Source organism: Kitasatospora sp. NPDC034035, assembly GCF_055575755.1.
Genome location: NZ_JBVISA010000011.1, coordinates 144372 through 169266 on the forward strand (window position 1 = coordinate 144372; position 24895 = coordinate 169266).

The following is a 24895-nucleotide window of genomic DNA, read 5'->3' on the forward strand; positions in this document are numbered from 1 at the left end:
CGGATCAGTGCTGCCAGACCTGGACCCAGTCCACCGTCATCCGCGCCGAGGTGACGTCCTGCGGCGGTGAACTCGGGTACCCGACGGCCAGGTTGAGCAGCAGCTCCATCGGGACGTCCGGGACCTTGTCGGGATCCGTCACCTGGTAGCGCTGGACGCCGTCGACGTACCAGGTGAGCGAGTTGCTCTCCCAGTCGAGCGCGAACACGTGGTAGCCCGCCGGGAAGTTCTCCGGGCCGTACCGCTCCCACTGGTCCAGGTCCTCGCCGTTCGGCCCGGCGTGGTGCAGGGTCATCTGGACGTACTGGGTGGTCGAGATGAACTCCGCGACGTCGAGCTCCGGCGGGGTGGTGCGGGAGGCGGGGAGGAGCCAGAACGCCGGGAACATGCCGGCCTCGGGCGGGATGCGCACCGCGGCGGCGAAGTACCCGTGGGTGAAGGTGTGCCGCGGCTGCCCGTTCCAGGAGTCCCGGCCGGTGGAGACCATGCCCGAGGTCCACGGGTAGCTCTTGCCGTCGCTGCCCGTGGTGGGCGACCTGTTCGCGGTCAGAGCCAGGCTGCCGCCGCCCACCGTCACCTGCTGCGGGTGGTACCACTCCAGCTCGTGGTTGCCGGCGTTGGTGCAGCCGTCCTGGTTCCAGTCGTAGCAGGTGGTCCAGTTGGCGGGGTCGAGCCGATCGCCGTCGAAGGCGTCGTTGAAGACCAGGTGCCAGGAGCCGGGCGCCACCGGGGCCGCCGGACCCGCGCCGGGGCCGGCCGATCCGCCGCCGCCGCTGTCCGTGGTCGGCGGCGCCGTGGTGGTGCCGCCGGTGCACGCCGCGACCAGGAGCAGACCCGCCACGGCGGCCCCGCCCGCCCCCCGCCGCCTGCGCCGGTGCTTCGTGCTCCGGCCGTTCGTGGTCGGGTCTTTCGTGGCCGGGTCTTTCGAGGCCGGGTCCTTTGAGGCCGGGTCCGTGGAGGTCGGGTCCTTGGCGTCCGGCGCGCTCCGCTTCCGGGCCCGCGCGCCGCGCCCCGGGGGCCGACCGCCGTGCGGCAGGCACAGCGGCAGCGCCAACAGCGTGGTGGCGCCGGCCGTCGCGGCCAGGGCCCAGCCGCTGATGAACCCGCCGGTCAGGTAGAAGGCCATGGTGATCACCGTGTCGATGGCCAGGCTCAGCGCCACCGTCAGCACCCAGGCCTCCAGCCTCCCCATCGGCGCGCCGCTCGCGGCCAGCCGCGGTCGGGCCGAGCGCACCGCCGCCAGCCCCGGGCAGCAGAGCAGGAACACACTGCTCACCGCCACCCGCACGGGGTTGGCGTCGGCCAGCGTGTAGACGGCGAGGGCCACCCAGCCGGAGAGGGCCAGCGCCCAGCCGATCCGGGCGTCGTTCACGGACGGGTTGCCGTTCATGGGCCGCCTCCTGGCTGGACGTGGACGGAGGCCTGCCCGGGGGGCTGGACGGGCGGCGGGGCGGGCGATCGGGCGGGGGGCCGGCCGAGGCCGGGGGCCTGGGTGGGCAGCGGGTTGGGGACGAACCGGTAGACCACGGCGTCGGCGTTGCCGTAGACGAGCTCGAAGCCGGGGGTCCGGGCGAGCACGTCGGTCAGTCGGTCCACCGTGTCGGCGGGCAGCAGGCCGGTCAGCGAGCACTCGGCGGCCTGGGCCCGGCTCAGGACCACGTACGCGGGCACACCCGGATGGGTGAAGCTGACCGCGGCCTCCAGTCCGCCCAGCGGATCCTCCGTCAACAGCTCCCTGGTCTGCCCCGTCGTCTCGACCAGCCGCACCTCGGGGTGGTCCTCGTAGTGGTTGTAGATCCCCGGCACGGCCCCGGTCACGGACACCACCACCGAGTACGGCGGCGCGGCCGCGAACAACTGCTTCGTCGCGGCGACCTCACGGTCGGTGAACCAGTTCATCCGCTCCTTGCTGTCGTAGCCGAAGAACAGGCCGCCCAGCAGGGCCAGCAACAGGACCAGCGAACAGGCCGACCGCAGCCGCGGCCGAGGCGTGGGCCGCAGGACGAGCGCGGCGAGCAGGAACGCGCAGGCGGGCAGCGCGAACAGGTAGGCGCGGAAGAGCATCTCGCCGCCGTAGCTGTTGGCCGCCAACAGCGGCAGCGGGGCCAGCGCGAGGTACGGCAGCGGGGTACGCCGGACCCAGGGGCGGCGGACGAAGCAGATCACCGCCAGCAGGACCACCGCCGCCGACAGCCCCCGGTCGATCCAGCCGACCATCAGCTGGTCCGGCGAGACCACCCCGAGGTTGGCGAACCCGGAGGTGACGTTGGAGTCCGGGGTGGTGAGCGCCCGGGCGAACTGGCCGAGGTTGGCCGACAGGTACGGGCGGGCCACCGTGGCGTCCCACACCACCGTCATCGCCACCGCGGCCAGCAGCGGCGGCAGGACCACCCGCCGGTTGCCGCGCGGCACCGCCAGCGCGGCCAGCGAGCTGATCAGCATCAGCGGGGTGAGCTGGTGCGAGCAGATGATCGCGGCCTCCAGCACCAGGACCATCGGCAGCCGGACCGGCCCCCATCCGCCGGCCTGGACGCCGCGGTCCGCCGCCCCGGGCGCCGCGGACCGGTGCGACCCGCCGGGCGGGCCCGGGCCGGGCGTGCGGGGGACGGGCCGGTCGGGCAGCCGGTGGACCACCGAGGCGATCACCGCGAGGTACAGCACCAGCGCGAACGCCTGCGGGGAGAAGTAGTCCTGGCCGACCCAGGAACAGGAGAAGTAGACCCAGACCGCCCCCCAGACCAGCGTTCGGTCGGAGCTGATCGCCCGGTAGAGCAGCAGCAGCGGGGCCAGCAGCAGCGCGTTGAATAGCGGTGGGCCCCAGCTCGCGTACCCGAGCGCCGAGTGCAGGCCGGTGGCCCGCAGCAGCAGGCCGTTGACGATGAAGAACCCGGGCCACTGGTTGTACGGGTCCAGCAGGCCGGCGTGCGGGACGGGGCCACCGTGGCGGAGCATCGCGTCGATCACCGCGACGTGCTTCCAGGCCCAGGGGTACCGCAGGTTGGCGTAGAGCAGGGTGGGCGTGGCGTGGATGACCGCGATCAGGCCCAGGACGTAGGAGACGAGCCACCAGGAACCGAGGCTGCGGTCCCGCAAGGCGAGCACGAAGCCCGCGGTCAGCAGGCCCGCCGCGACCCAGTAGAGGACGGGCAGCACCTGCAGCAGGCCGAGGTCGCCCATCCGGGCCAGGTCGACGTTGCGCAGCGACACCAGCCAGATGACCAGGGAGACCGGCAGCAGTACGCGGGGCGCCAGGGTGGGCAGGCGGGCGTACCACCGGGGGCGGCTTCCCGCCGACCCGGTGGGCGGGCGCGGTCTCGGCGCCGACAGCGGCGTCACGGCCGGGTTGCCGGCCATGTGGCGGCCTCCTTCAGGAGCGGGGTCACGTTGCGGGCCACCCACCAGTGGCTGCGTGCGTAGCGGGGGGACTTGGTGACGTTCGAGACGATGTGCCACAGCCAGGTCAGCAGCGGCAGCACGGCGCCGTCCGGCGATCCGGCCGGGCCGCCCCGGCGCAGGTCCACCAGGTCGGCGCGGGTGCCGGCGATCAGGGCGAGGTCCGGGCCGGGCAGCGCCCCGCGGCGCACCACCTCGCGGACGGTGCTTCCGAGTTGGCGGCCCTCGCGGCGGCAGATCAGCGCGAGCACGAAGGTGTAGGCGTCGATGGCGCAGGGGCCGTCCGGCCGGGCCCCGCCCCAGTCGATCACACCGGTGACCCGGCCGCCCCGCTCGTCGAGCAGGACGTTGCCCGCGTGGAAGTCGGCGTGCGTCCAGGCGACGGTGGTATCGGTGCCGGCCAGGCCGGCACGCAGCCGGGCGCGGACGCCGGCCAGTCCGGCGGTCCCGGTTCCGGTCCGGCACCAGGGGATGCCGGTGCCGAGCACGTCCAGCGGATCGTCCACCCAGGCCGCCAGCCGCTCGGTGGCGGTCTCGGTTCGTCCGGTGGCCCGGTGCAGTCCGGCAATGGCCGTGAGCGCGCGCTCGGCGACCTCGCCGTCCAGGCCGGGGTCCTCCCGCAGCAGCCGGTCGGCGGTGGTCCCGGGCAGCCAGCTCTCGGTGATCAGCGGCAGGGGTCCGGTCAGTTCCCGGCGGACCGGGACCGGGACGAGGGCGCGCCAGGCGCCGAGCCGGTCGTCGGCGGCCAGCGTCTCCAGCACCCGCCACTCGTGGTCGAGCGAGGCGACCGCGTGGCTGTTCCGGGCGTGCTTGACCGCCAGCCGGGCCCGGCCGGGGGTGTCGCGGGTGGTGCCGCCCGGCATGCTGCCCGTGGTGTCGCCCGGCGTGTTGCCCGTGGTGTCGCCCGGCGGGTCGAGGGAGAGCACCAGGACGTCGGCCAGTCCGGGGGCCCCGGGCCGCAGCGTGCAGCCGTCGTCCAGACCCAGCCGGCGGGCGATCCGGCGGGCTTTCCACCCGTCGGTGACGCGGTATACCGGCCGGGGGCGGCGCAGCGGCAGCAGGGCCCGGGGGGAGGGCGGCAGCGGGTCGTACCGGCGGGCGGCGGCCAGCAGGGACCGGACCCGCGACCTGGGCGGCTCGGGGGCGCGGTCCAGCCGCTGCACCGCGCGGCTCATCTGGTCGGGCCCCGGCGAGTCGGCGCGGCCGCAGCGCTGTGCGCGGCCCGGACGGCACGGACGGTGCGGACGCTACGGGCGGCCGGTGAGGTCTCTGAGGTCTCTGAGGTCTGTGCGGCCTGTGATGCCCGCGCGGCCGGTGCGCTGCGGGCGGCTTGTGCGGCCCGGACGGCGAGGCGGGCGAGGCGCAGCGGCGCCCCGGCCCGGCCGGCCTCCGGTACGGCCAGGAGGGCGAGCAGTGCGCGGGCGTCGGCGGGCGGGCGCGGCGCCCGGCAGAGCCGGCAGGCGCCCGGCCGGTGCCCGAGCAGACCGCCCACCGCGTCGGCGAGCCCGGCCTGGTAGGCGTGCCGGGCCACCGGAACACCCGAGGCCCGGACCGCCGACTCCGCGTTGGCCGGAGCGGTGCCGCGTCGGGCCCAGCCGAGCAGGCCCACGTCGGCGACGCCGTCCCCGACCGCCAGCGCGGGCGGGCCGCCGTCCCCGAGCCGGGCCAGCAGGGCGCGCGTTCCGGCCAGCTTCCCGGCGCCGCGCGGGACGAAGTCGGTCTGGGCCTGGCCCGGCACGGTTTCGAAGAGCTCGCCGAACGGCGCCTCGCCGAGGAGGGCGGCGACGACCTCCGGAGCCAGTGCGTGCCGTCGGCCGTTCTCCGGCGCGCGGACGGAGGCGCGCACGCACCAGCGGGCGAGCGGGTCGGTGACGGCGGGCGGGTCCAGGGCGCCCAGCCGGCCGCGCAGCCCGCCGTCACCGATCCGGCGGCGCCCGTCGTCGAGTAGGACCTCGGTGGTGCCGGCCGCCGCGTCGACCAGGACCGCCCCGTACTCGGCGACCCCGCCGGGCAGCCGGTAGGCGGCGCAGCGGTCCGCGACCTCGGGGGCGGAGCGCCCGGTGGCGATCACCGTGCGGTAGCCGTGGGCGCGCAGCGCGCGGAGCGCCAGCATGCCCGCGGGGGCGGACGCGGGGAAGCCGAGGACGTCGGACTCCAGGACACCGTCCAGGTCGAGGACGCAGCACGGACCCCGGGGCTCGGCGTCCAGATCCGCGAGGTAGAGGCCGGCGAGGAACCGCTGCACCGCGCGGGCCTGGGCCCGCCGGGCATCGGCCCGGGTCCGTTCGGAGGGCGGCCGACCGTCCTGGACGGCGGCGTGCCGGGCCTGGACCAGCCGCAGCAGGCACCACCGGGCGGCGGACACATCCTCCCCGGTGAGCCGGCGGTACTCGATGAGCAGCTCGGTGTCGTCGTCCGGCGCCGACCGGGCCTGCGCGTCGTCCGGACCGGTTGCGCCGGCGAGGTGACAGGCGGCGAGGTCGTAGGCGGCGTCGTAGCTGGCGAGGTTGAGGTGGCCGAAGGCCCCGTCGGCGTAGGCGGTCTTCCACCAGCCGCCGGCGCCGTCGGGCATCCAGCGATGGCGCGCGGTGAGGCCGTCGGTCACACAGGGGCGGCCGGAGGCCAGCAGGGTGCGGGTCAGCGGGTCCAGCAGGACCGGGCGCAGCACGGTGTGCAGCCGTCCGAAGACGGGCGCGAGCTGGCGGGCGGAGGCTTCCCAGACCGGGTCGCGCCCGGCCAGCCACAGGCTCCGGTCGGCGGGTACAGCGAGCACCCGCTGCCGGGCGGCCACGTACCGGGCGACCTCCGCGGACGGGACGCTCCGCCCGTCCGCCGGTTCGTGCGCTGGTGCGTCCGCCGGGGCGTCCGCCGGTCCGTTCTCCGGTCGGGGGCGGACCAGCACGCCGTCGGCGAAGCCGAGCGGTTCCGGGACCAGCCCGGCGAGCGCCCCGGCCACCGCCGGCGCGTACGCCCCGAAGTAGCCGACGCCGGTCCACTCGGCGAGCAGCGGCAGGCTCCGGACGCCGCCGCCCGGCTCGGCCACGCGGGCCGAGCACGGCACGGACAGGTGGCCGTGGCGGGAGAGGGGCCCCGGGGCGCCGACCGTCAGGTCCAGCAGCCGCTGCCCGGGCGGCAGCAGCCGGGCCAGCAGCGGGGCCAGGGCCTCGGGGGCGAGCAGCGTCCGGACGTGCCAGTCACGGCCCGGCAGCGTCACGCACGGCAGACCGCGCAGGGCCGGCGGCAGTTCGCCGGCGTCGTCGAAGGTCGCGAGGACCGGGACGGCCGCCGCGGCCTCGAAGCCGCGGCGGACCGCCGATGCGGCGAGGCCCGCCAGGGAGCCGCCGGTCACCGGCGGGTCGTCGACGAGCAGGACCAGGCCGGCCCTGCGCCGGAGGTCGCGCACCAGCGCCGTCCGCCCCGGCACCAGCGCCGAGCCCGGACGGGTGGTGCCGACCGTCACCGACCGGTGGCCGAGCCGTCGCAGTTCCGCCGCGAGCAGGGGTGCGAGGTAGCTGCCCGAGGTGCGCACGCCCAGGACCAGCACCGGGCGGTTCCGGTCCGGGTGGCGGGCGGTGACCAGCCGGGCCAGTGCGGCGCAGTCCTGCGGGTGCTGGTCGAAGCTGCGGAAGCAGGCGGGCGGGCGCTGCACCGCCCCGGCGAGCAGCCGGCGGGCCCCGGGCAGCCGGGCCAGCCCGGCCACCGCGGCGGCCAGTTCGGCGTGCGGGTCCCCAGCCGCCGGGCCCGGGTGGAGCGCCCGCAGGGCGAGGCGGTCGCGCAGTGCGGCCATTCCGTCGCACCAGGCACGCAGGCCGCGCGCCGGCGGGGCGGCCAGCCACAGCCCGGTCGCCGCCCGCAGCCCGCCCCGGGCCGCCCCGACCGCGCCGGGCCGGCCGCTCTTCGCCAGGTGCTCCACCAGCCGACGGGGCCGCCACGCGGTGCCCTCCAGCACGTCCTCGACCACTTGGACCAGTCCGGCGCTCACCAGGAAGGCGTCCGGCCACTGTCCATCCGCGGCGCACCCGAGCAGGCGGTCGGTCAGTTCCGGCACCGTGAGGTGCAGGTCCACCGGTGCTCGCGCTCCGTCGCCCGCCGCGGTCTGCGCATCGTTCATTCGTGGACTCCCGTGAGCTCCCGAGGGAGGAGACAGCGCCCCCGGGGCCGTGCAGTCGCTATTCCTTCCCACTCTAGGCATCCGGCGCCCCGGCTGCCCCCTGGGTCATCCGGAGACGTTGCCGCTCCCGCTCCGGGCGGCCAGGCTGGATGGTGTGACCACTGTGGGCAGCCGGAGCCCCGGGCGCCGCCGCCGTACGGGCGGGGCGGCCGGAGCGGCGGTGGCCGTCTTCGTCCTGCTGGTGACGGGGTGCGTGGCCCCGGGCGGCTCCGCCGGCTCCGCGCCCTCCGCGATGTCCGTGCCCTCGGCGACGTCCGGGCCCTCCACGACGTCCGTGCCCGGCGCGGCCGCAGTGCCGCGCCCCGACCACGTCGTGGTGGTGGTCGAGGAGAACCGGTCGTACTCCGACGTCATCGGAAGGACGGCCGAGGCGCCGTTCATCAACCAGCTCGCCGGGCAGGGCGCGAGCTTCACCGGCTCGTTCGCCGTGACGCACCCGAGCCAGCCCAACTACCTGGCCCTCTTCTCCGGTTCGGTGCAGGGCGTCACCGACGACTCCTGCCCGAAGACCTTCTCCGCGGCCAACCTCGGCTCCGCGCTGCTCACCGCGGGCCTCACCTTCGCCGGGTACTCCGAAGGCCTGCCGAGCGCCGGCTACACCGGCTGCGACAGCGGCGGGTACGCCCGCAGGCACAATCCGTGGGTGGACTTCGCCGCCCTGCCGTCCGAGGTCAACCTGCCGTTCTCCGCCTTCCCGCACGACTACGCCGCGCTGCCCACCCTGTCGTTCGTCGTGCCGGACCTCACCCACGACATGCACGACGGCTCCGTCCAGCAGGGCGACACCTGGCTGCGGGACAACCTGGCCGGCTACGCCGACTGGGCCCGCACCCACAACAGCCTGCTGGTGGTCACGTGGGACGAGGACGACAACGACCAGGGCAACCGGATCCCGACCGTCGTCGTCGGCGCGCAGGTCAGGCCCGGGAGCTACGACGAGCGGATCGACCACTACCGGCTGCTGCGCACCCTGGAGGACGCCTACGGCCTGCCGCCCACCGGCGCCGCCGCGGACGCCGCGCCGATCGGGGACATCTGGTCGCGGGGCGGATAACGGCTTGGCCACGGGGCCGGGCGAAAGCGGTCGAACTCGGCAACCATCCCCGTGCGCCTGCGACATGATGACGAGTCAAGGTTGGGCCGGCTGGAGGGGGAACGACAGGATGGCCGACGGCGCGCCGACGGAAGCGGGACCACGCACACGGGTGGACCGGCGGCCCTGGGGCCGCCGTGAGGACGCCCCGACACCCGGCCCGCCCTCGCGGCTCAGGCGGTTCCGGGCCGGCCCGGACGCGCCGACCGCGGTCCCGACGCCGCGCGACGCCGTCCCGGGGACCGTCACCCGCCGCCCCGCGCCCGCACGCGGCGGCCACTTCGGCGGGGCCTTCCCCGCGGCCCTGCTGGACCGGTACGAGCCGTACAAGGTCGCCGGCTCGGGCTCCGAGGGCACCGTCTGGCACGTCCGGCGGCTGGACGGCGGCGGGGACGCCGCGGTGAAGGTCACCCGGGCCGGCCAGGCCATGGACACCGAACTGCTGGAGCACCTGCGCGACGAGGCCTACCGGCGGCACGCGCCGCAGATCATCGACTACGGCCGGGTCGAGCACGCCGGGACGGGCTGCGACTGGGTGGCGATGGAGTACCTCCCGGTCACCCTCGCCGACCGCATCGCCGCCCTGAGCGAGCAGCGCCGGCACGCCGACCCGCGCGAAACCGAGGACATCGTCCGCGAACTCGTCGCCATGCTCGACTTCTGGCAGCGGCGGATCGAACGCAACCCGGTGGACTTCAAGCCCTCCAACATCCTGGTGCGGCCCGGCGCCGGCCCCGGGGAGTTCGTGATCGCGGACTTCGGCGGCGTCGCCCGGCTCACCGCCAGCCGCAGCTTCTCGTCCGAGATGCAGGTGACCATCGCCTACATGGCCCCCGAACAGCTGGCCGGCGCCAACCACCCGGCCGGGCCGTGGTGGGGCCTGGGCAACGTGCTGTACGAGCTGTTCACCGGCCGGCCGCACTACCTGGACGCGGACGGCTACCTGGTGAGCGACGAGGTGCTGCAGTACGACCTGGTCTTCGGCGAGGGGGTCAACCTCTCCGCCGTCGCCGATCCGCGCCGACTGCTGCTGCTCCAGGGCCTGTTGACCAGGAACCCCGCCCACCGCTGGCGGGCCCAGCAGGTCACCGGCTGGCTGGCGGGCGGCAACCCGGCCGTGGTGCGTCCCCAGGCGCCCGCCGGGGGCGCCGCGGGCGGCTACGTCCACCGGCCGGTCACCTTCCTCGGCGACCCGTACCACGCCCCGTCCGTGCTGGCCTGGAGCATGCTGAACCGCTCCGGCGAGGCGGCCGAGTGGCTGGTCGACGGCGGTGCGCAGCAGCTGCTGGTCTGGTTGCGCGACGAGGTCCGGGACACCCTCTTCGACCTGCACTACCTCCGCGCGGTCGACAGCGCCCGGGGCGCCCGGCGGACCGGCGCGGCCGCCCTCGCAGTCCTCGCCTTCGGCGCCGCCTTCGCGCCCTCCGCCACCCCGGTCTACCGCGAGCGCCCGATCGACTCGGCCGGCCTCACCCGGGTCGCCGCCGGGCCGGACGCCGTCGCCTTCGTCGACGAGCTGCTCGCCGCCTCCGTGCCGGCCATCGCCGCCCGCTACGACTGCGACCACCCGGAGTGTCAGGGCGAGCACTGCGGGCGGCTGCTCGCGCTCGCCCGCGTTCCGGAGGTCGTGCTCGAGACGGACCGGGCCGCCCGGGAACTCGGCGGCGGCCGCCGCACCGGGGACGGGCTGAGCGCCGACGAGCGGGCCGAGGCGTACCGGCTGGCCGTCTGGCTGACCGTCCAGCACGAGGAGCACCCGCGGCTGCTGGGCCGGCTCTCCCCGCTGCCCGCGGCGCTGCACCGGCTGCCGCTGTCCTGGCGGGTGTCGGCCGTGATGGCCGTGGTCGCGGCGGTCGTGGCAGATATGACGCTGGCCGGCTGGGCCGCCGTGTCCGCCGCCGCACGCCAGGAGCCGGCGGCCGGGGTGCGCCGCCGCTGGTCCGCGCTGCGCCGCCGCGCGGTGCGGGCCGACCCCGGGACGGTCGCCGGCTGCGCGACCCTGGTCGCCGCCGAGGCGCTGCGGGCCAGGCGCGCCACCGCCGGGCAGGGCGGCCCGGCCGGGCAGACGGGCGGCGCCGCACCGTTGGCCGGGCGGCTCCGGGCCTGGCTGGCACCCCGGGCCCGGATCTGGTGGGCGAACGCGCGGACCGCGCTGCCACGCCAGACGGCCGCGGCCCTGCTGCTGCTCGTCGCCCTCGCGCTGCTGCTCTGGGCCGGCTCGCTCGCGCGGATCAGCGTGGATGCCGGGAACCAGCTGAAGATCCTGCCGAACGGCCTCCTCGGCGACCGGCTGCGCACCGCCGGCGACCAGGCGGCCCGGTGGGTGACCCCGCAGCTGGGTGCGGCCCTGGCCGCCGCCGTCATCCTGGTCGCGTTCCCCGCCAGGGTCGGCCGGGGGACGCTGGCGCTGGCCGCGGCCGGGGCAGGGGCGATCGGCTACCTGCGGCTGGGGCCGCCGATGACGGTGCTCAAACCGCCGCCGGCCGTGGCCGACCGGGTGGTCACGTTCGAGGGCGGCATGGGCAGCTGGTCCGGGGTGGTGGCCGCCGTCGGCATCGTCGTGGCCCTGGTGCTGGCCGAGCGCGCCGCCCGGCTGATGCGGACGGCCCGGACCGCCCGGGAGCGGACCGCCGAACAGTGGCGGCGCCTCGCCCGTCGCTCCAGGCCCGCCGGCGGAACCACCCGGGCCGGTACGGGCGGGCCCGGATCCGCCGAGGGGGACTGGGAGCCGGCCGGCGCCGGCGTCCGCGAACGCGCCCGGTTCGCGCTCGGCAGCACCTTCGTCCTGGTCGTCCTGCTCTGGGCGACCGTCGAGGTGCGACTGGCCGCCACCGGGCACCACCCCACGCCGGAGTCCTGGGGCACCGGCCGGGTCGGGGCCGCGTACCAGGCCGGGTTCACCGTCCTGCTGGCCGCCCTGTCGGCCGCCGCCACGCTGGCCCGGCCCGTGGCCGCCCGTCGGCTCTTCGCGCTCTGGCTGCTCGGCACGCTGCTGCTCGGCGCCGTGCCCCCGCCGCTCGGCCCGCTGGAGGCGCTGCGCATCCCCATGGCCGAGCCGCTGTACGGCGGCATCGCGGACCTGTGGGGCCACAGCGCCTTCTGGGCCGCCCTCCTGATCGCCCTGCCGCTCGCCTGCCTCGGCATCCGGCGCACCGTCCTGCGGGCCGGCCGCGGAGGCGGGAGCCGCTGAGGCGCCGGCCGCTGGGGCGCCGGTCGCTGGGGCAGGGGGCCCTCGTGAGGTGCGGGGCCCTCGTGAGGTGCGGGGCTTTCCGCGGGGCGGGGCCCTCCGGGGGCCGGGTCGTGACGCCCGCGCGGCGGGGCGGGCAGCCACCAGGAGCGGCGCCAGAGCAGTACGGCCGCCACGAGGGTCTGGCCGATCAGCCAGGCCGCGCCGGCGCCGGTGATGCCGAGCACCGGCAGCAGCAATTCGGTCAGCGCCAGCACCACGAGCGAGAGCCCGGCGAGCACGCCGACCACGACGCCCATCCGGCGCCGGGCCCGCGACAGCGCGACGACCGTGGTGTTGAGCAGGTTCGGCAGCGCGGAGAGGGCGAGCAGCCACAGGACGACCGTGCCGTGGCGGGCGTACCCGGCGCCGAACAGGCGCAGCACCCACGGCGAGACGGCGATCAGCAGCACGACCGCCGCCACGAGCACCCGGCCGGAGTGCCGGAGCACCCGCCGGTAGTCGTCGAGCCGGGTGATGTCCCGGGCGGACTCCACGACCAGCGAGTAGCCCATGTTGGAGCTGAAGCAGTACAGCGCGAACGGCACCATCCAGGCCAGTGAGAAGTACGCGCTGTCGGCGGCGCCGAGGCGGTTGAGCACGATCACGGGGGGCAGGTTGACCGCCGCCAGCCAGCACATCGCACCCACGTAGTCCGCGGAGATGTAGCCGAAGGTCGGCCTCGAGGTGTCCGCGCCGGCCGTGGGCGCGGCCCGTTCGTGCCGGGGCAGGGCGCGGCCGAAGATGAAGGCGCTCGTCACGACGAGCGCGAGCGCGATGCCGACCATCCAGGAGAGGAGGATCCCGTTCTGCGCACCGACGGCGGCGAACACGACCAGCAGCCCGATCTTCTCGATCGAGAAGAGCCCGTTCTCCAGGGCCACCCAGTCCGCTCGCCGAAGGCCGGTGAGGACGCCGTCCTGGAGGTTGAAGATCGCGTAGCCGGCGGTCGCCACGACGAAGCAGAGGCCCAGCCCCCAGGTGCGCAGGAACCCGAGCCCGGGTGAGAGCACCGGGATCAGCAGCACCAGCCCGGCGGCGAAGACCAGGGTGACCAGCGAGGCCGCGAGATAGGCCAGCCCCACCAGCCGCCCGGTGCGCGGCCCGGCGGAGGGCACGAAACGGACCATGGCGTTGGCAAGGTTCAGCTGCCCCACCCCGCCGAGGAACATCATCGCGGAGACCGCGGCGTAGTTGCGGCCCACGGTGGCCGGGCTGTACCAGTGGGCGCCGAGTGCCCAGTACAGGGCGCCGAAGAGCGAGGTCAACAGCGAACTGAGGGTGAGCAGATGGGCGTTGCGCAGTAACGGGTCGTAGCGCCCGGCGGAGGTGAGGACCGCCCTGCCCCGCGATCGCAGCGATCGGACGACGGCGGCCGACGCGCGGGCTCCGTTGCTCACCACCAGCAGCTCCCGTCCTCGGCCTCCCGGGCTCGGACGCGGCCCGGAGCCGGTATGGGCCAGCCCGCCCATTTTATGACCCGCCACCCGGTCGGCGCCCGGCCGCGGCGGGGGAGTGCGCCGGGATGGGGGAGCGCGCCGGGGTCGGGCGGGGGTCCGCGGGCGCACCTAGCCTGGAAAGCGGGGGCCGGCGGACTCACCGGAGAGGAGCGACCGTGCCATGCCCAGGACGCCTTCCGCCGGTGTCGAGGTGACCAGTCCGGCACCGCGCGAGCTGTGGTGGGAACTGATCGAGCGCGATGACGGAGCGCTGGTGACGCAGACACCGACCTGGCTCGACTGCCTCTGCGACGCCCGGCCGTTGGCGGACGCGAGTCGGCTGTACCGGTTCGACGGCGGGCGGCAGGTCCTCGTCCCGCTGGTTCGCCGCCGCGGCTGGGCCACCCGCCTGCTGGCGGAGGAGTCCTGGCCCGGGTGGGGTGTCGGCGGCGCCGTCGTGCCGGACGGACCACCCGACCCGCGGGAGGCCCGGCTCGTCTTCGAGGATCTCGCGGACCGCCCCGCACTGCGGGTCGCCGTACGGTTCGACCCCCGGTCCGCCGCGGTCTGGAACGCGACCGTCCCGGACGCCTTCGCGGCCTTCGACCGCACCACCTACCTCCTCGACCTGGCGGGCGGCTTCGAGGAGGTGTGGGCCCACAGCTTCCGCCCTCAGGTGCGCCGCGGCGTGCGGCAGGCCGAACGCGCGGAGGTACAGGTCGAGGTGGGCCGGGGCGGGCGGTTGGTGCCGCAGTTCCGGCGTCTCCACCAGGAGTCGGTCGCCCGCTGGGCCGAACAGCAGCACGAGCCGCTGGCCCTGGCCCGCTGGCGCCATCGGCGGGAGGAACCGCCGCGCCTCCTGGAAGCGGTCGCGGAGCGCTTCGGCGCCTCCTGCGCGATCTGGCTGGCCAGCTGCGGCGGGGAGCCGGCCGCCGCGATCGTGGTGCTGCGGCACGGCACCCACACCAAGTACTGGCGTGGGGCGATGGACCGGCGCCTGGCGCATCCGGTCCACGCCAACCACCTCCTGCACCGGCTCGCCGTCGAGGACGCGTGCGCGGCCGGGAGCCTCGTCTACGACATGGGCGACGCCCGGCCCGACTCCTCGCTGGCCGCGTTCAAGCAGAGCTTCGGCGCACGGCCGGTGTCCTCCCCGGCCTACTACCGCGAGCGCCTGCCGCTGACGGCAGCGGACCGCCGACTGCGCGGCGTGGTGAAACGGGCCATCGGGTTCCGCGACGCCTGACGGCCGGACCGCTGCCGGCCGGCTTCGCCTTCGGGCGGGATGCTCGGGCGACCGGCCGTACTCGGGCGGGATGCTCGGGCGACCGGCCGTTCTCGGGCAGGGTGTTCAGCCGACCAGTCGGGAGAGCTCGATCGAGTGCCCCGTCCGCTCCACCTTCGCCGTCAGGTACCGGACGTTGCTCGCCGACAGGTGTACGCCCGTCGGCACCCGGCGCCGCACGATGATCCCGAGGTCGGCCAACTGCGCCGCCTTGTCCGGGTTGTTGCTCAGCAGGTCGATGCCGCCTGTCCCGTCTGCCGCGCCCGTCGCGTCCGTGACGCCGAGCGCGGTGAGCATCTGGGCGGCGGCGGTGTAGTCCCGGCCGTCCTCGGGCAGGCCGAGCGCGGTGTTGGCGTCGTACGTGTCCAACCCGGAGTCCTGCAGGGCGTACGCGTCGAGCTTGTTGTAGAGCCCGATGCCCCGGCCCTCCTGGCGCAGGTAGAGCAGGTACCCGCCGGCCTCGCTGATCCGCTCCACCGCCTCGCGCAGCTGCGGCCCGCAGTCGCAGCGGTCCGAGCCGAAGACGTCCCCGGTCAGGCACTCGGAGTGCAGTCGCACCAGCGGCGTCCCGCCTTCGGGGACCGTGCCGAGGGCGAGTGTGAGGTGCTCGGCGCCGTCGGCGAGGCCGTGGAAGGTGAAGACCTCCGCCTCGGCGCGGTAGCCGTCGGGGAAGGTCAGCGGGATGCGCACGCGCGAACGCACCGTGGTGGGGCCGGGCAGCGGCATGGAACGGGCCTCCGTCGATCAGGGGTGGACCGGGCTGGATCGGATGTCGACCGTACTCGGTAGTTCCAATTTGAACAACTGGATACCGACGGTGCCCGCCGCGATCACGAGGCGCAGAACACCCGCCCCGCCCCGTCTGTTCCCGCGACCGTTCCCCGCCGGCTTCCACCATGTGGATGGCGCGTGGACGAGGGGGTGGACACTGCGAGACTTCCCCCGTTTCCTGGGCACGGGAACGCCCGCGCACGACCACCGACAACGACGGAAGGTCCTGATCAGATGCCCATGAGCCGCCCCGCCTCCACCCCCGACACCGCGATCCGGCCGCGCTTCGACGCCGAACAGCGGGCGGTCGAGGCCCTTTACGCGGACGTGGTCCGCCGCAACAAGGGCGAGACGGAGTTCCACCAGGCCGTCCACGAGGTGCTGGAGACCCTGGCCCCGGTGCTCGCCCACCGGCCCGAACTCCTCGACGCCCGGATCATCGAGCGGATCTGCGAGCCCGAGCGGCAGCTGATGTTCCGGGTGCCGTGGACGGACGACTCCGGCGACATCCACGTCAACCGCGGCTTCCGGGTGGAGTTCAGCAGCGCCCTCGGCCCGTACAAGGGCGGGCTGCGCTTCCACCCCTCGGTCAACCTCGGCATCGTCAAGTTCCTCGGCTTCGAGCAGATCTTCAAGAACGCGCTCACCGGGCTGTCGATCGGCGGCGGCAAGGGTGGCGCCGACTTCGACCCCAAGGGCCGCTCGGACGCCGAGATCATGAGGTTCTGTCAGTCCTTCATGACCGAGCTCCACCGCCACCTCGGTGAGCACACCGACGTGCCGGCCGGAGACATCGGCGTCGGCGGCCGCGAGATCGGCTACCTCTTCGGCCAGTACAAGCGGATCACCAACCGCTACGAGTCCGGCGTGCTCACCGGCAAGGGCCTCGGCTGGGGCGGCGCGCAGGTCAGGACCGAGGCCACCGGCTACGGCTGCGTGCTGTTCACCGCCGAGATGCTGCACAGCCGCGGCGAGAGCCTGGACGGACGCCGGGTGGTCGTCTCCGGCTCCGGCAACGTCGCGCTCTACGCGATCGAGAAGGCGCAGCAGCTCGGCGCGACGGTGCTGACCGCCTCCGACTCCTCCGGCTACGTGGTGGACGAGAAGGGCATCGACCTCGATCTGCTCAAGGAGGTCAAGGAGGTCCGGCGCGGCCGGGTGTCCGAGTACGCCGAACTGCGCGGCAGCCACGTCCGGTTCGTCGAGGGACCAAGTGTGTGGAGCGTGCCCTGCGAGGTCGCGCTGCCCTGCGCCACCCAGAACGAGCTGACCGAGGCCGACGCGCTCGCGCTGGTGCGGAGCGGCGTGCTCGCGGTCGCCGAGGGCGCCAACATGCCCACCACGCCGGAAGCGGTGCGGGTGTTCCAGGAGGCCAGGGTGGCCTTCGGCCCGGGCAAGGCGGCGAACGCGGGCGGCGTCGCGACCAGTGCGCTGGAGATGCAGCAGAACGCCTCGCGCGACTCCTGGACCTTCCAGCACACCGAGGAACGGCTGGCCGGGATCATGAAGCACATCCACGACTCCTGCTTCACCACCGCCGAGCGCTACGCCCACCCCGGCGACTACGTGGTGGGCGCCAACATCGCGGGCTTCGAGTTGGTCGCGGACGCGATGCTGGCCCAGGGCCTGGTCTGACCAGCCTCTCCCGCCGCTGACCCGGCGATCGGCATCCGGCGATCGGCATCCGGAGATCGGTACCGGCGATCGGCACCCGGCAATCGGTACCCGACCGGAGCGGGCACCGATTGTCGGGTACGGCAGGGTGGGTCCTTCCTACGGTGATCAGCAAGGAAGGACGGGGCTGGGATGCTGGAGCACCTGAACCGGGCGATGGAGCACATCGAACGGCAGCTGGACGGCGAGGTCGACGTGGCCGAGCTGGCGAGGATCGCGATGACGTCGGAGTACCACTTCCGGCGGCTGTTCTCGATGCTCGCCGGGATACCGCTGTCGGAGTACGTCCGGCGCCGGCGGCTGACCGTCGCGGGGGCCGAAGTCCTCGACGGCGAGCGGACGTTGCTCGACATCGCGGTCCGGTACGGGTACACCTCGGGCGAGGCCTTCGCCCGGGCGTTCCGGGCGATGCACGGGGTCGGGCCGGGGGAGGCCCGGCGCGACGGTGCGGTGCTCACCTCCCAGCCCCGGATGTCCTTCCGACTCGTCGTGGAAGGAAGCAGCAGCATGGAATACCGAATCGTCGAGAAGCCGGACTTCCGGATCGTCGGCAGGAAGGCCCGGGTCACCCTGATCTACCAGGGGGTCAACCCGGGGATCGCCGAGTTCATCAAGGGGCTCGGCCAGGAGGCCGTCGAGCGGATCACGGCCCTCACCGGGCCGGACCCGGCCGGCATCGTGTCGGTGACCGACGACTACTCGCCGAACCGCGAGGAGGGGTCCGAACTCACCTACTGGCACGCGGTGGTGGCGCGCGAGGACGTCGTCGTCCCGGAGGACCTGGACGTGCTCGAGGTGCCGGCCGGTACCTGGGCGGTGTTCCGCAACACCGGGCCGTTCCCGCAGGCGCTGCAGGAGATGTGGGGGGACGTGGCCGGCCAGTGGTTCCCGTCCAACCCGTACGAGGCCCGGCCGGGCCCGGAGATCCTGCAGACCCGCTTCGTCCCGGGGGCGGCCGACGCCGAGGCGGAGCTCTGGATCCCGGTGTCGCGGGCTCTGCGGAGCTGACGGGCTGCGGCCGGGCGGCCTGCGGTCTGAGGGGCTGCCCTCCCGGCGGCCCGAGGGTGGACAGCTGACAACTGACAGATGACGTTCAATAGATGACAGCTGACAGATTTCGAAATCTGTCAGCTGTCATCTGTCATCTGTCATCTGTCATTCGTCAGCCCTCCGCCCGCCCCCGTTCGGCCCACCAGCGTCCGTCCCCGGCCCTTCCCGCCCCGCATCCTGGGCGGGAAGGGCCGGGGGCCGAGAACGAGCTGGAGAGCAGACGCCATGAAGCAGACCTCCGTGACCACCGACGCGCCCTGCTGGGTCGAGCTGGGCACCGCCGACCCGGCCGCCGCCAGGGCCTTCTACCGCGAGCTGTTCGGCTGGCTGGAGGACGACGGCGGGCGCCCCGAGGACGGCGACTACATCCGGATGCTCCTGAAGGACACCCCGGTCGCCGCGATCACCCCGCGCTACGCGCCGGGGCAGCCGACGGCCTGGACGGTCTGCTTCGCGGTCGCCGACGCCGACGCCACCGCGGCGAGGATCGTGGACGCCGGCGGCACCCTCCTGAAGGAGCCCACCGACGTGCGCGACCACGGCCGGTTCGCGGTGGCCGCCGACCGCTCCCACGCGGTGTTCGTCCTCTGGCAGGCCGGCGCCTTCAAGGGCGCCGGGGTGTTCAACGAGCCGGGCTCGCTCGGCTGGGTGGAACTGCTCACGCGCGACCCGGCCGGCGCGACCGCCTTCTACCCGGCGGTCTTCGGCTGGTCCGTCGCGCCCTCCGAGCACTACACCCAGTGGGGCCTGGCCGGTCAGGACTTCGGCGGCATGCTGGTGATGGACGAGGGCTTCCCGCCGGAGGTGCCGCCGCACTGGCTGCCGTACTTCTCGTGCGCCGACGCCGACCTCACCGTCAGCCGGGCGGTGGCCCTGGGCGGGGACGTGCTGATGCCCGCCTTCTCGATGGCGGGCGGTCGGCGGATCGCCGTGCTGCGCGATCCGCAGGGCGCCGCCTTCGGCATCTACCGCGCCCCCGCCGAGGGCTGAGCCGGGCGCCGGGCGGCGCGCGGGCGCCGTCCCGCCACCGCGGCCCCCGCCGTGATCAGCAGCGCTCCCGCCGGCACCACGTCGCCGACGCGGTCGTACCAGGTCAGCGTGTCGGGCGCGGTGAGCGGCAGCCGGACGGTCAGTGTGCCGGTGCCGTCGGTGCCGAGCCGGGCGAGCTCCCGGCCCTGGCCGTCGAAGGCCGCCGAGACGCCGGTCAGCGAGGCCTGGACGGCCGGCCGCCCGGTCTCGGCGGCGCGGATCGCCGCCAGCGAGACGTGCTGCTCGGGCGCCCAGGTGTGCTGGAACGTCGAGGTCGAGGACTGGTAGACCAGCACCCGGGCGCCGTCCCGCGCGGCGGTGCGGGCCATGTCGGGGAAGGCCGACTCGAAGCAGATCAGCGCTCCGACCGGCAGCGGTGCGCCCGTCCGGTCGGTGGCCGGCAGCACGTGGAAGGCGGTGCCGGGCGCGCGGTTCTCGCCCGCCGCCCGACTGACCCCGGCGATCCAGCCGAGCACCGGTCGCAGCGGGATGTACTCGCCGAACGGCACCAGCCGGATCTTTCGGTAGCGGTCCACCACGCCCGCCGGGGAGACCAGCACCGCGTCCTTGGAGATCCGCCCGTCCGCCTTGCGGGCGTCCTCCCCGGCCATCACCTCGGCGCCGGTGGTGACGGCGAGCCGGCGCAGGGCGTCCAGGGCGGCCGGGTCGCGGTCGAGGTCGGCGGTGGTGCTGCTCTCGCCCCACACCACCAGGTCCACCGGCTGACCGACCAGGTCCGCGGTGGCCCGGGCGCTCGCGTCGAAGCGGGCCTGCGGGTCCTCGACGATGCCGGGCTGGACCAGCGCCGCCGTGACCGCCCCGGCCCCGGCCGGTGCCTCGCGCAGCGCGAACAGCAGCGGACCGGAGGCCAGGACCAGCACCGCCGCCGAGGCCGCGACGGCCCGCGGCCGCCAGTGCACCGAGGTCAGCACGATCAGCACCCCGGTGTTCACCGCCGCCACCGCCGCGCTGACCAGCCAGATCCCGCCCGCCGAGGCGAGTCCGAGGATCGCCGGGTGCTGCCACTGGGTGGCGCCGAGCAGCGCCCACGGCCCGCCGAGCGCGTGCCAGGACCGCGCGTACTCGGTGCTCACCCACACCGCGGGGACGACCAGCAGCGCGAGCAGCGCCCGACGGGTGGTCAGCGGCGGGCGCAGCAGCCGGTGCACCGCGTACCCGAGCGGCGCCTGCAGCGCCCCGAACAGCACGGCGAGCACCGGCAGCGCCGGTCCGACGGAGGGCACCAGCCAGTACATCGCGGTCAGGATGAACCCCGCCCCGAACCACCACCCGCGCACCGCGGCCTCCCGCCCCGACGGCGCCCGCTGCGCGAGCAGCAGCCCCGGGACGAGGGCGACCCAGGCGAGCCAGGCCTGCCCGGGCGCCGGGAACGCGAGCACCGGCACGGCCCCGGCCGCCAGTGCGCCGAGCCGCGCCCGGTACCGGTGCGGCGCGCGCGGCTCAGCCTGCTCCCGTTGCTCCCGTTCCTCGTTCTTCTCCGCGTCCTCCGCTTTCCCGGCCTCGGCTGTGGGGGTCGTGCTCAGGGCTGGGCTGGTGGGACCGATGCGGCGCGACATGCCCCGTATTGTCCGCTTGGACGGCGTAGCCCACCAGTGTTCCCGTCACCCGAATGGACGACGGGAACACCAACAGGGCGGTGGCGACCCACCTTTCGAACGGGCGCCGGAACGGCGGGCCTCAGCCCTCGCCGCCCTCGCCGCCCTCCAGGTCCCCCTCGGTCTCCAGGAACGCGGCCTGCAGCTGGGCGATCAGCTCCGGGTCCGGCTGCTCCCACAGCCCGCGGCTCGCCGCCTCCAGCAGGCGTTCGCTGATCCCGTGCAGCGCCCACGGGTTGGCGCCCGCGAGGAACTCCCGGTTGACCGGGTCGAGCACGTACTCCTGGGTCAGCTTCTCGTACATCCAGTCCGCGACCACGCCCGTGGTGGCGTCGTAGCCGAACAGGTAGTCGACCGTCGCGGCCATCTCGAAGGCGCCCTTGTAGCCGTGCCGGCGCATCGCCTCGATCCAGCGCGGGTTGACCACGCGGGCACGGAAGACGCGGGCGGCCTCCTCGGTCAGCGTCCGGGTGCGGACCGTCTCCGGGCGGGTGGAGTCGCCGATGTAGGCGGTCGGCGCCTTGCCGGTGAGGGCGCGGACGGTGGCCACCATGCCGCCGTGGTACTGGAAGTAGTCGTCCGAGTCGGCGATGTCGTGCTCGCGGGTGTCGGTGTTCTTCGCGGCGACGGTGATCCGCTTGTACGCGGTCTCCATCTCCTCGCGGGCCGGCCGCCCGTCCAACCCGCGCCCGTACGCGTAGCCGCCCCAGACGGTGTACACCTCGGCGAGGTCGGCGTCGGTGCGCCAGTCCCGGCTGTCGATCAGCTGGAGCAGGCCGGCCCCGTACGTGCCCGGGCGGGAGCCGAAGACGCGGACGGTGGCCTTGCGCTCGTCGCCGTGGACGGCCACGTCGGCCCGGACGTGGGCCCGGACGAAGTTCTGCTCGTCGGCCTCCTCCTGCGCGGCGGCCAGGCGCACCGCGTCGTCCAGTAGGGCGACGACGTGCGGGAAGGCGTCGCGGAAGAAGCCGGAGATGCGCAGCGTCACGTCGATGCGCGGGCGGCCCAGCTCCTCCAGCGGGATCGGCTCCAGGCCGGTGACCCGGCGGGAGGCCTCGTCCCAGACCGGGCGGACGCCGAGCAGGGCGAAGGCCTCGGCGATGTCGTCGCCGGCGGTGCGCATCGCGCTGGTGCCCCAGAGCGAGAGGCCGACCGAGGGCGGGTAGGCGCCGTCGTTGTCGGCGGTGTACCGCTCGATCAGCGAGGCGGCGAGCGCCTGGCCGGTCTCCCAGGCGAGCTTGCTGGGGACGGCCTTCGGGTCGACCGAGTAGAAGTTGCGGCCGGTCGGCAGGACGTTGACCAGGCCGCGCAGCGGCGATCCGGACGGGCCGGCCGGGACGAAGCCGCCCTGCAGCGCGTGCAGCACCGCGTCCAGCTCGTCGGTGGTCGCGGCCAGGCGCGGCACCACCTGGGCGGCGGCGAAGGCCAGCACCGCCCGGACGGCCTCCTGGACGGTCTCCGGCAGGTCGGCGGTGACCTTCTCGACCGCCTCGGGCGCCCAGTCCGCCGCCTCCATCGCCTCGACCAGGGCGCGGGCCTCGGCCTCGGCCGCGTCGGTGGCGCCGAGCGTCAGCGCGGCCTCGTCCAGGCCGAGCGCCTCGCGCAGGCCGGGCAGTGCGCTGACGCCGCCCCAGATCTGCCGGGCGCGCAGGATGGCGAGCACGATGTTGACCCGGTCGGTCCCGGTCGGCGCCTGGCCGAGGACGTGCAGGCCGTCGCGGATCTGGGCGTCCTTGACCTCGCAGAGCCAGCCGTCGACGTGCAGCAGGAAGTCGTCGAAGCCGTCGTCCTCGGGGCGCTCGTCCAGGCCGAGGTCGTGGTCGAGCTTGGCCGCCTGGATCAGGGTCCAGATCTGGGCGCGGATGGCGGGCAGCTTGGCCGGGTCCATCGCGGCGATGTTGGAGTGCTCGTCCAGCAGCTGCTCCAGGCGCGCGATGTCGCCGTAGGAGTCGGCGCGGGCCATCGGCGGGACGAGGTGGTCGACCAGCGTGGCGTGGGCGCGGCGCTTGGCCTGGGTGCCCTCGCCCGGGTCGTTGACCAGGAAGGGGTAGACCAGCGGGAGGTTGCCGAGGACGGCGTCCGGGCCGCACTCGGCGGACAGCGCGGCGGTCTTGCCGGGCAGCCACTCCAGGTTGCCGTGCTTGCCGAGGTGGATGACGGCGTGGGCGCCGAAGCCGCCGTCCTCCTGCGCGGCCTCGATCCAGCGGTAGGCGGCCAGGTAGTGGTGGCTCGGCGGCAGGTCGGGGTCGTGGTAGATCGCGACCGGGTTCTCGCCGAAGCCGCGCGGCGGCTGGATCAGGACCAGCAGGTTCCCGGAGCGGATCGCGGCCAGCACGATGTCGCCGTCCGGGTTCTGCGAGCGGTCGACGTACAACTCGCCGGGGGCCGGGCCCCAGTGCTCCTCGACCTGCTCGCGCAGGGCCTGGGGGAGGGTGGCGTACCAGCGGCGGTAGTCGGCGGCGGGGATGCGCACCGGGTTGCGGGCCAGCTGGTCCTCGGTGAGCCAGTCCTGGTCGTAGCCGCCGGCTGCGATCAGGGCGTGGATGATCGCGTCGCCCTCGTGGCCCTCCTCGGTGCCCTCGTCCAGGCCGGGCAGGCTGTCCCCGAGGTCCATGCCCTCCTCGCGCAGCCGGTGCAGCAGGCGGACGGCGCTGGCGGGGGTGTCCAGGCCGACGGCGTTGCCGACCCGGGCGTGCTTGGTCGGGTACGCGGACAGCACCAGCGCGAGGCGGCGCTCGGCGGCCGGGACGTACCGCAGCCGGGCGTGGCTGACGGCGGTGCCGGCCACCCGGGCGGCGCGCTCCGGGTCGGCGGCGTAGACGGTCAGGCCGTCCTCGTCCAGTTCCTTGAAGGAGAACGGGACGGTGATCAGGCGGCCGTCGAACTCCGGCACGGCGATCTGGGTGGCGGTGTCCAGCGGGGACAGGCCGTCGTCGCTGCTCTCCCACTGGGCGCGGGACCAGGTCAGGCAGAGCGCCTGCAGGATCGGGCGGTCCAGTGCGGCGAGCGCGCCCGCGTCCCAGGCCTCCTCGTCGCCGCCGGCCTGCGCGTCGGCCGGGCGGGTGCCGCCGGCGGCGAGCACGGTGGTGACGATCGCGTCGGCCTCGCCGAGCGCGGCCAGCAGCTCGGGCTCGGCGCCGCGCAGCGAGGCGCAGTAGTAGGCCTTGGCCCGGGCGCCCTGGTCCTCGACGGCCCGGCAGAGTGTCTCCACGAAGGCGGTGTTGCCGCTCATGTGGTGGGCGCGGTAGTAGAGCACTGCGACCGTCGGACCCTCGGACGTACGGGCCTCGCGCTCCAGCGGGCCCCAGGCCGGCGCGGAGGCGGGCGGGGCGAAGCCGTGGCCGGTCAGCAGGACCGTGTCGGAGAGGAAGGCGCCCAGCTCGGCCAGGTTGGCCGCGCCGCCGTGGGCGAGGTAGGCGTGCGCCTCGGCGGCGATGCCGGCCGGGACGGTGGACAGCTCCATCAGCTGGGCGTCGGGGGCCTGCTCACCGGTCAGCACCACCACCGGGCGGGGGCCGGCCAGCAGCGCGTCCAGGCCCTCCTGCCAGGCACGGCGCCCGCCGAGCAGGCGGACCACGACGAGGTCGGTGCCCTCCAGCAGCGCGGGCAGGTCCTCGGGGGTGAGCCGGGCCGGGTTGCCGAGCCGGTAGCGCACCGGGCCCTCGGAAGCGCGGGCACTGAGCAGGTCGGTGTCGGACGTCGACAGCAGCAGGATCATGAGAAGGCCCTCCCGGCCTCGAGGGTGGCCAGGACGGCCGTGAAGTCGGCCGGGACGGCCTGGATGCGGGCCGGAGCCGTCGTACTGACGGCAGGGTCGGCCGTGGTGACGGCCGGGGCGGCCGTGCTGACGGCCGTGGACGCGTGCGCGGGCATGCGACAGCGCTGGTGCATTTCTGCCTTCCTCGGGGTCCGCGCCCCGGGCCGGTGGAGGACGGCAGGAGTTCCTGGCTCCCGCGGCCGACCGGTTTCCCGGTGAACCGCGGTCACAGTGGCGGGACCGCACCGGGCTTGCACCGGTTTCCTCCCCTGCGCCGTCGCTGGCGTGCGGACGGTCCGCCAGGACCGTCCGCCCAGCATCGTACGGGGTGCGGCTGAGCTGGGGGAGAGTGAGCTTTCGGTCGCGCACTCCGGGCCGACCGGCGCATGGG

15 protein-coding genes and 1 riboswitch are annotated in these 24895 nt (G+C 75.0%); of the genes, 7 read left to right on the forward strand and 8 right to left on the reverse strand.

Going from position 1 to position 24895, the window contains the following annotated elements; all coding sequences use genetic code 11:
* Positions 1–4: 4 nt before the first annotated feature.
* From ACZ52J_RS17930 to ACZ52J_RS17945, 4 genes are read right to left on the reverse strand one after another with little or no spacing between them, the layout of a single operon-like run.
* A complete protein-coding gene (locus ACZ52J_RS17930) occupies positions 5–1390 on the reverse strand; it encodes a glycoside hydrolase family 16 protein (RefSeq protein WP_465619867.1) in 1386 nt (461 codons plus the stop codon).
* On the reverse strand, positions 1387–3354 hold the full coding sequence (locus tag ACZ52J_RS17935; protein ID WP_465619869.1) for a glycosyltransferase: 1968 nt from the start codon (positions 3352–3354) through the stop codon (positions 1387–1389). Before ACZ52J_RS17935 ends, ACZ52J_RS17930 begins: the two co-directional genes overlap by 4 nt.
* Complete coding sequence (locus ACZ52J_RS17940) at positions 3333–4568, reverse strand: phosphotransferase family protein (protein ID WP_465619871.1); 1236 nt, start codon at positions 4566–4568, stop codon at positions 3333–3335. Before ACZ52J_RS17940 ends, ACZ52J_RS17935 begins: the two co-directional genes overlap by 22 nt.
* Positions 4565–7504 carry a hypothetical protein gene (locus ACZ52J_RS17945; RefSeq protein ID WP_465619873.1) on the reverse strand — a complete coding sequence of 980 codons (2940 nt, stop codon included), beginning with the start codon at positions 7502–7504 and terminating at the stop codon, positions 4565–4567. Before ACZ52J_RS17945 ends, ACZ52J_RS17940 begins: the two co-directional genes overlap by 4 nt.
* Positions 7505–7658: 154 nt before the next feature.
* Between ACZ52J_RS17945 and ACZ52J_RS17950 the strand changes: the two genes are divergently transcribed.
* From ACZ52J_RS17950 to ACZ52J_RS17965, 4 genes are all read left to right on the forward strand, one after another.
* The gene (locus ACZ52J_RS17950) at positions 7659–8618 is read left to right on the forward strand and encodes an alkaline phosphatase family protein (protein WP_465619875.1); all 960 of its coding nucleotides are present in this window, start codon (positions 7659–7661) and stop codon (positions 8616–8618) included.
* Between the two features lie 151 nt (positions 8619–8769).
* Complete coding sequence (locus ACZ52J_RS17955; protein ID WP_465619877.1) at positions 8770–11847, forward strand: protein kinase domain-containing protein; 3078 nt, start codon at positions 8770–8772, stop codon at positions 11845–11847.
* A 549-nt stretch (positions 11848–12396) separates the two neighbouring features.
* On the forward strand, positions 12397–12537 hold the full coding sequence (locus ACZ52J_RS17960; protein ID WP_360489845.1) for a hypothetical protein: 141 nt from the start codon (positions 12397–12399) through the stop codon (positions 12535–12537).
* Positions 12538–13503: 966 nt separating this feature from the next.
* Positions 13504–14568, forward strand: a complete 1065-nt coding sequence (locus ACZ52J_RS17965) for a GNAT family N-acetyltransferase (protein WP_465619879.1) — start codon at positions 13504–13506, stop codon at positions 14566–14568.
* A 105-nt stretch (positions 14569–14673) separates the two neighbouring features.
* Here ACZ52J_RS17965 and ACZ52J_RS17970 read toward each other — a convergent pair whose 3' ends face one another.
* Positions 14674–15333 carry a GTP cyclohydrolase II gene (locus ACZ52J_RS17970; protein ID WP_465619881.1) on the reverse strand — a complete coding sequence of 220 codons (660 nt, stop codon included), beginning with the start codon at positions 15331–15333 and terminating at the stop codon, positions 14674–14676.
* A gap of 279 nt (positions 15334–15612) precedes the next feature.
* Between ACZ52J_RS17970 and gdhA the strand changes: the two genes are divergently transcribed.
* From gdhA to ACZ52J_RS17985, 3 genes are all read left to right on the forward strand, one after another.
* Positions 15613–17013, forward strand: coding sequence for an NADP-specific glutamate dehydrogenase (gene gdhA, locus ACZ52J_RS17975; protein ID WP_465619882.1), 1401 nt, complete (start codon positions 15613–15615; stop codon positions 17011–17013).
* Between the two features lie 171 nt (positions 17014–17184).
* Positions 17185–18060 (forward strand): AraC family transcriptional regulator, encoded by an 876-nt coding sequence (locus ACZ52J_RS17980; RefSeq protein WP_465619884.1) that lies wholly within the window; start codon positions 17185–17187, stop codon positions 18058–18060.
* 267 nt (positions 18061–18327) lie between these two features.
* Entirely contained in the window at positions 18328–19092 is a 765-nt protein-coding gene (locus ACZ52J_RS17985) for a VOC family protein (protein WP_465619885.1), read from the forward strand.
* Here the strand turns inward: ACZ52J_RS17985 and lnt are convergent.
* From lnt to ACZ52J_RS18000, 3 genes are all read right to left on the reverse strand, one after another.
* The gene (gene lnt / locus ACZ52J_RS17990; protein ID WP_465619887.1) at positions 19068–20708 is read right to left on the reverse strand and encodes an apolipoprotein N-acyltransferase; all 1641 of its coding nucleotides are present in this window, start codon (positions 20706–20708) and stop codon (positions 19068–19070) included. The genes ACZ52J_RS17985 and lnt overlap by 25 nt on opposite strands.
* Positions 20709–20829: 121 nt before the next feature.
* Positions 20830–24465 carry a cobaltochelatase subunit CobN gene (gene cobN, locus ACZ52J_RS17995; RefSeq protein ID WP_465619889.1) on the reverse strand — a complete coding sequence of 1212 codons (3636 nt, stop codon included), beginning with the start codon at positions 24463–24465 and terminating at the stop codon, positions 20830–20832.
* On the reverse strand, positions 24462–24638 hold the full coding sequence (locus tag ACZ52J_RS18000) for a hypothetical protein (RefSeq protein ID WP_465619891.1): 177 nt from the start codon (positions 24636–24638) through the stop codon (positions 24462–24464). The genes cobN and ACZ52J_RS18000 overlap by 4 nt, the downstream gene beginning before the upstream one ends.
* A gap of 47 nt (positions 24639–24685) precedes the next feature.
* A riboswitch (cobalamin riboswitch) is annotated at positions 24686–24771 on the reverse strand.
* Positions 24772–24895 lie beyond the last annotated feature (124 nt).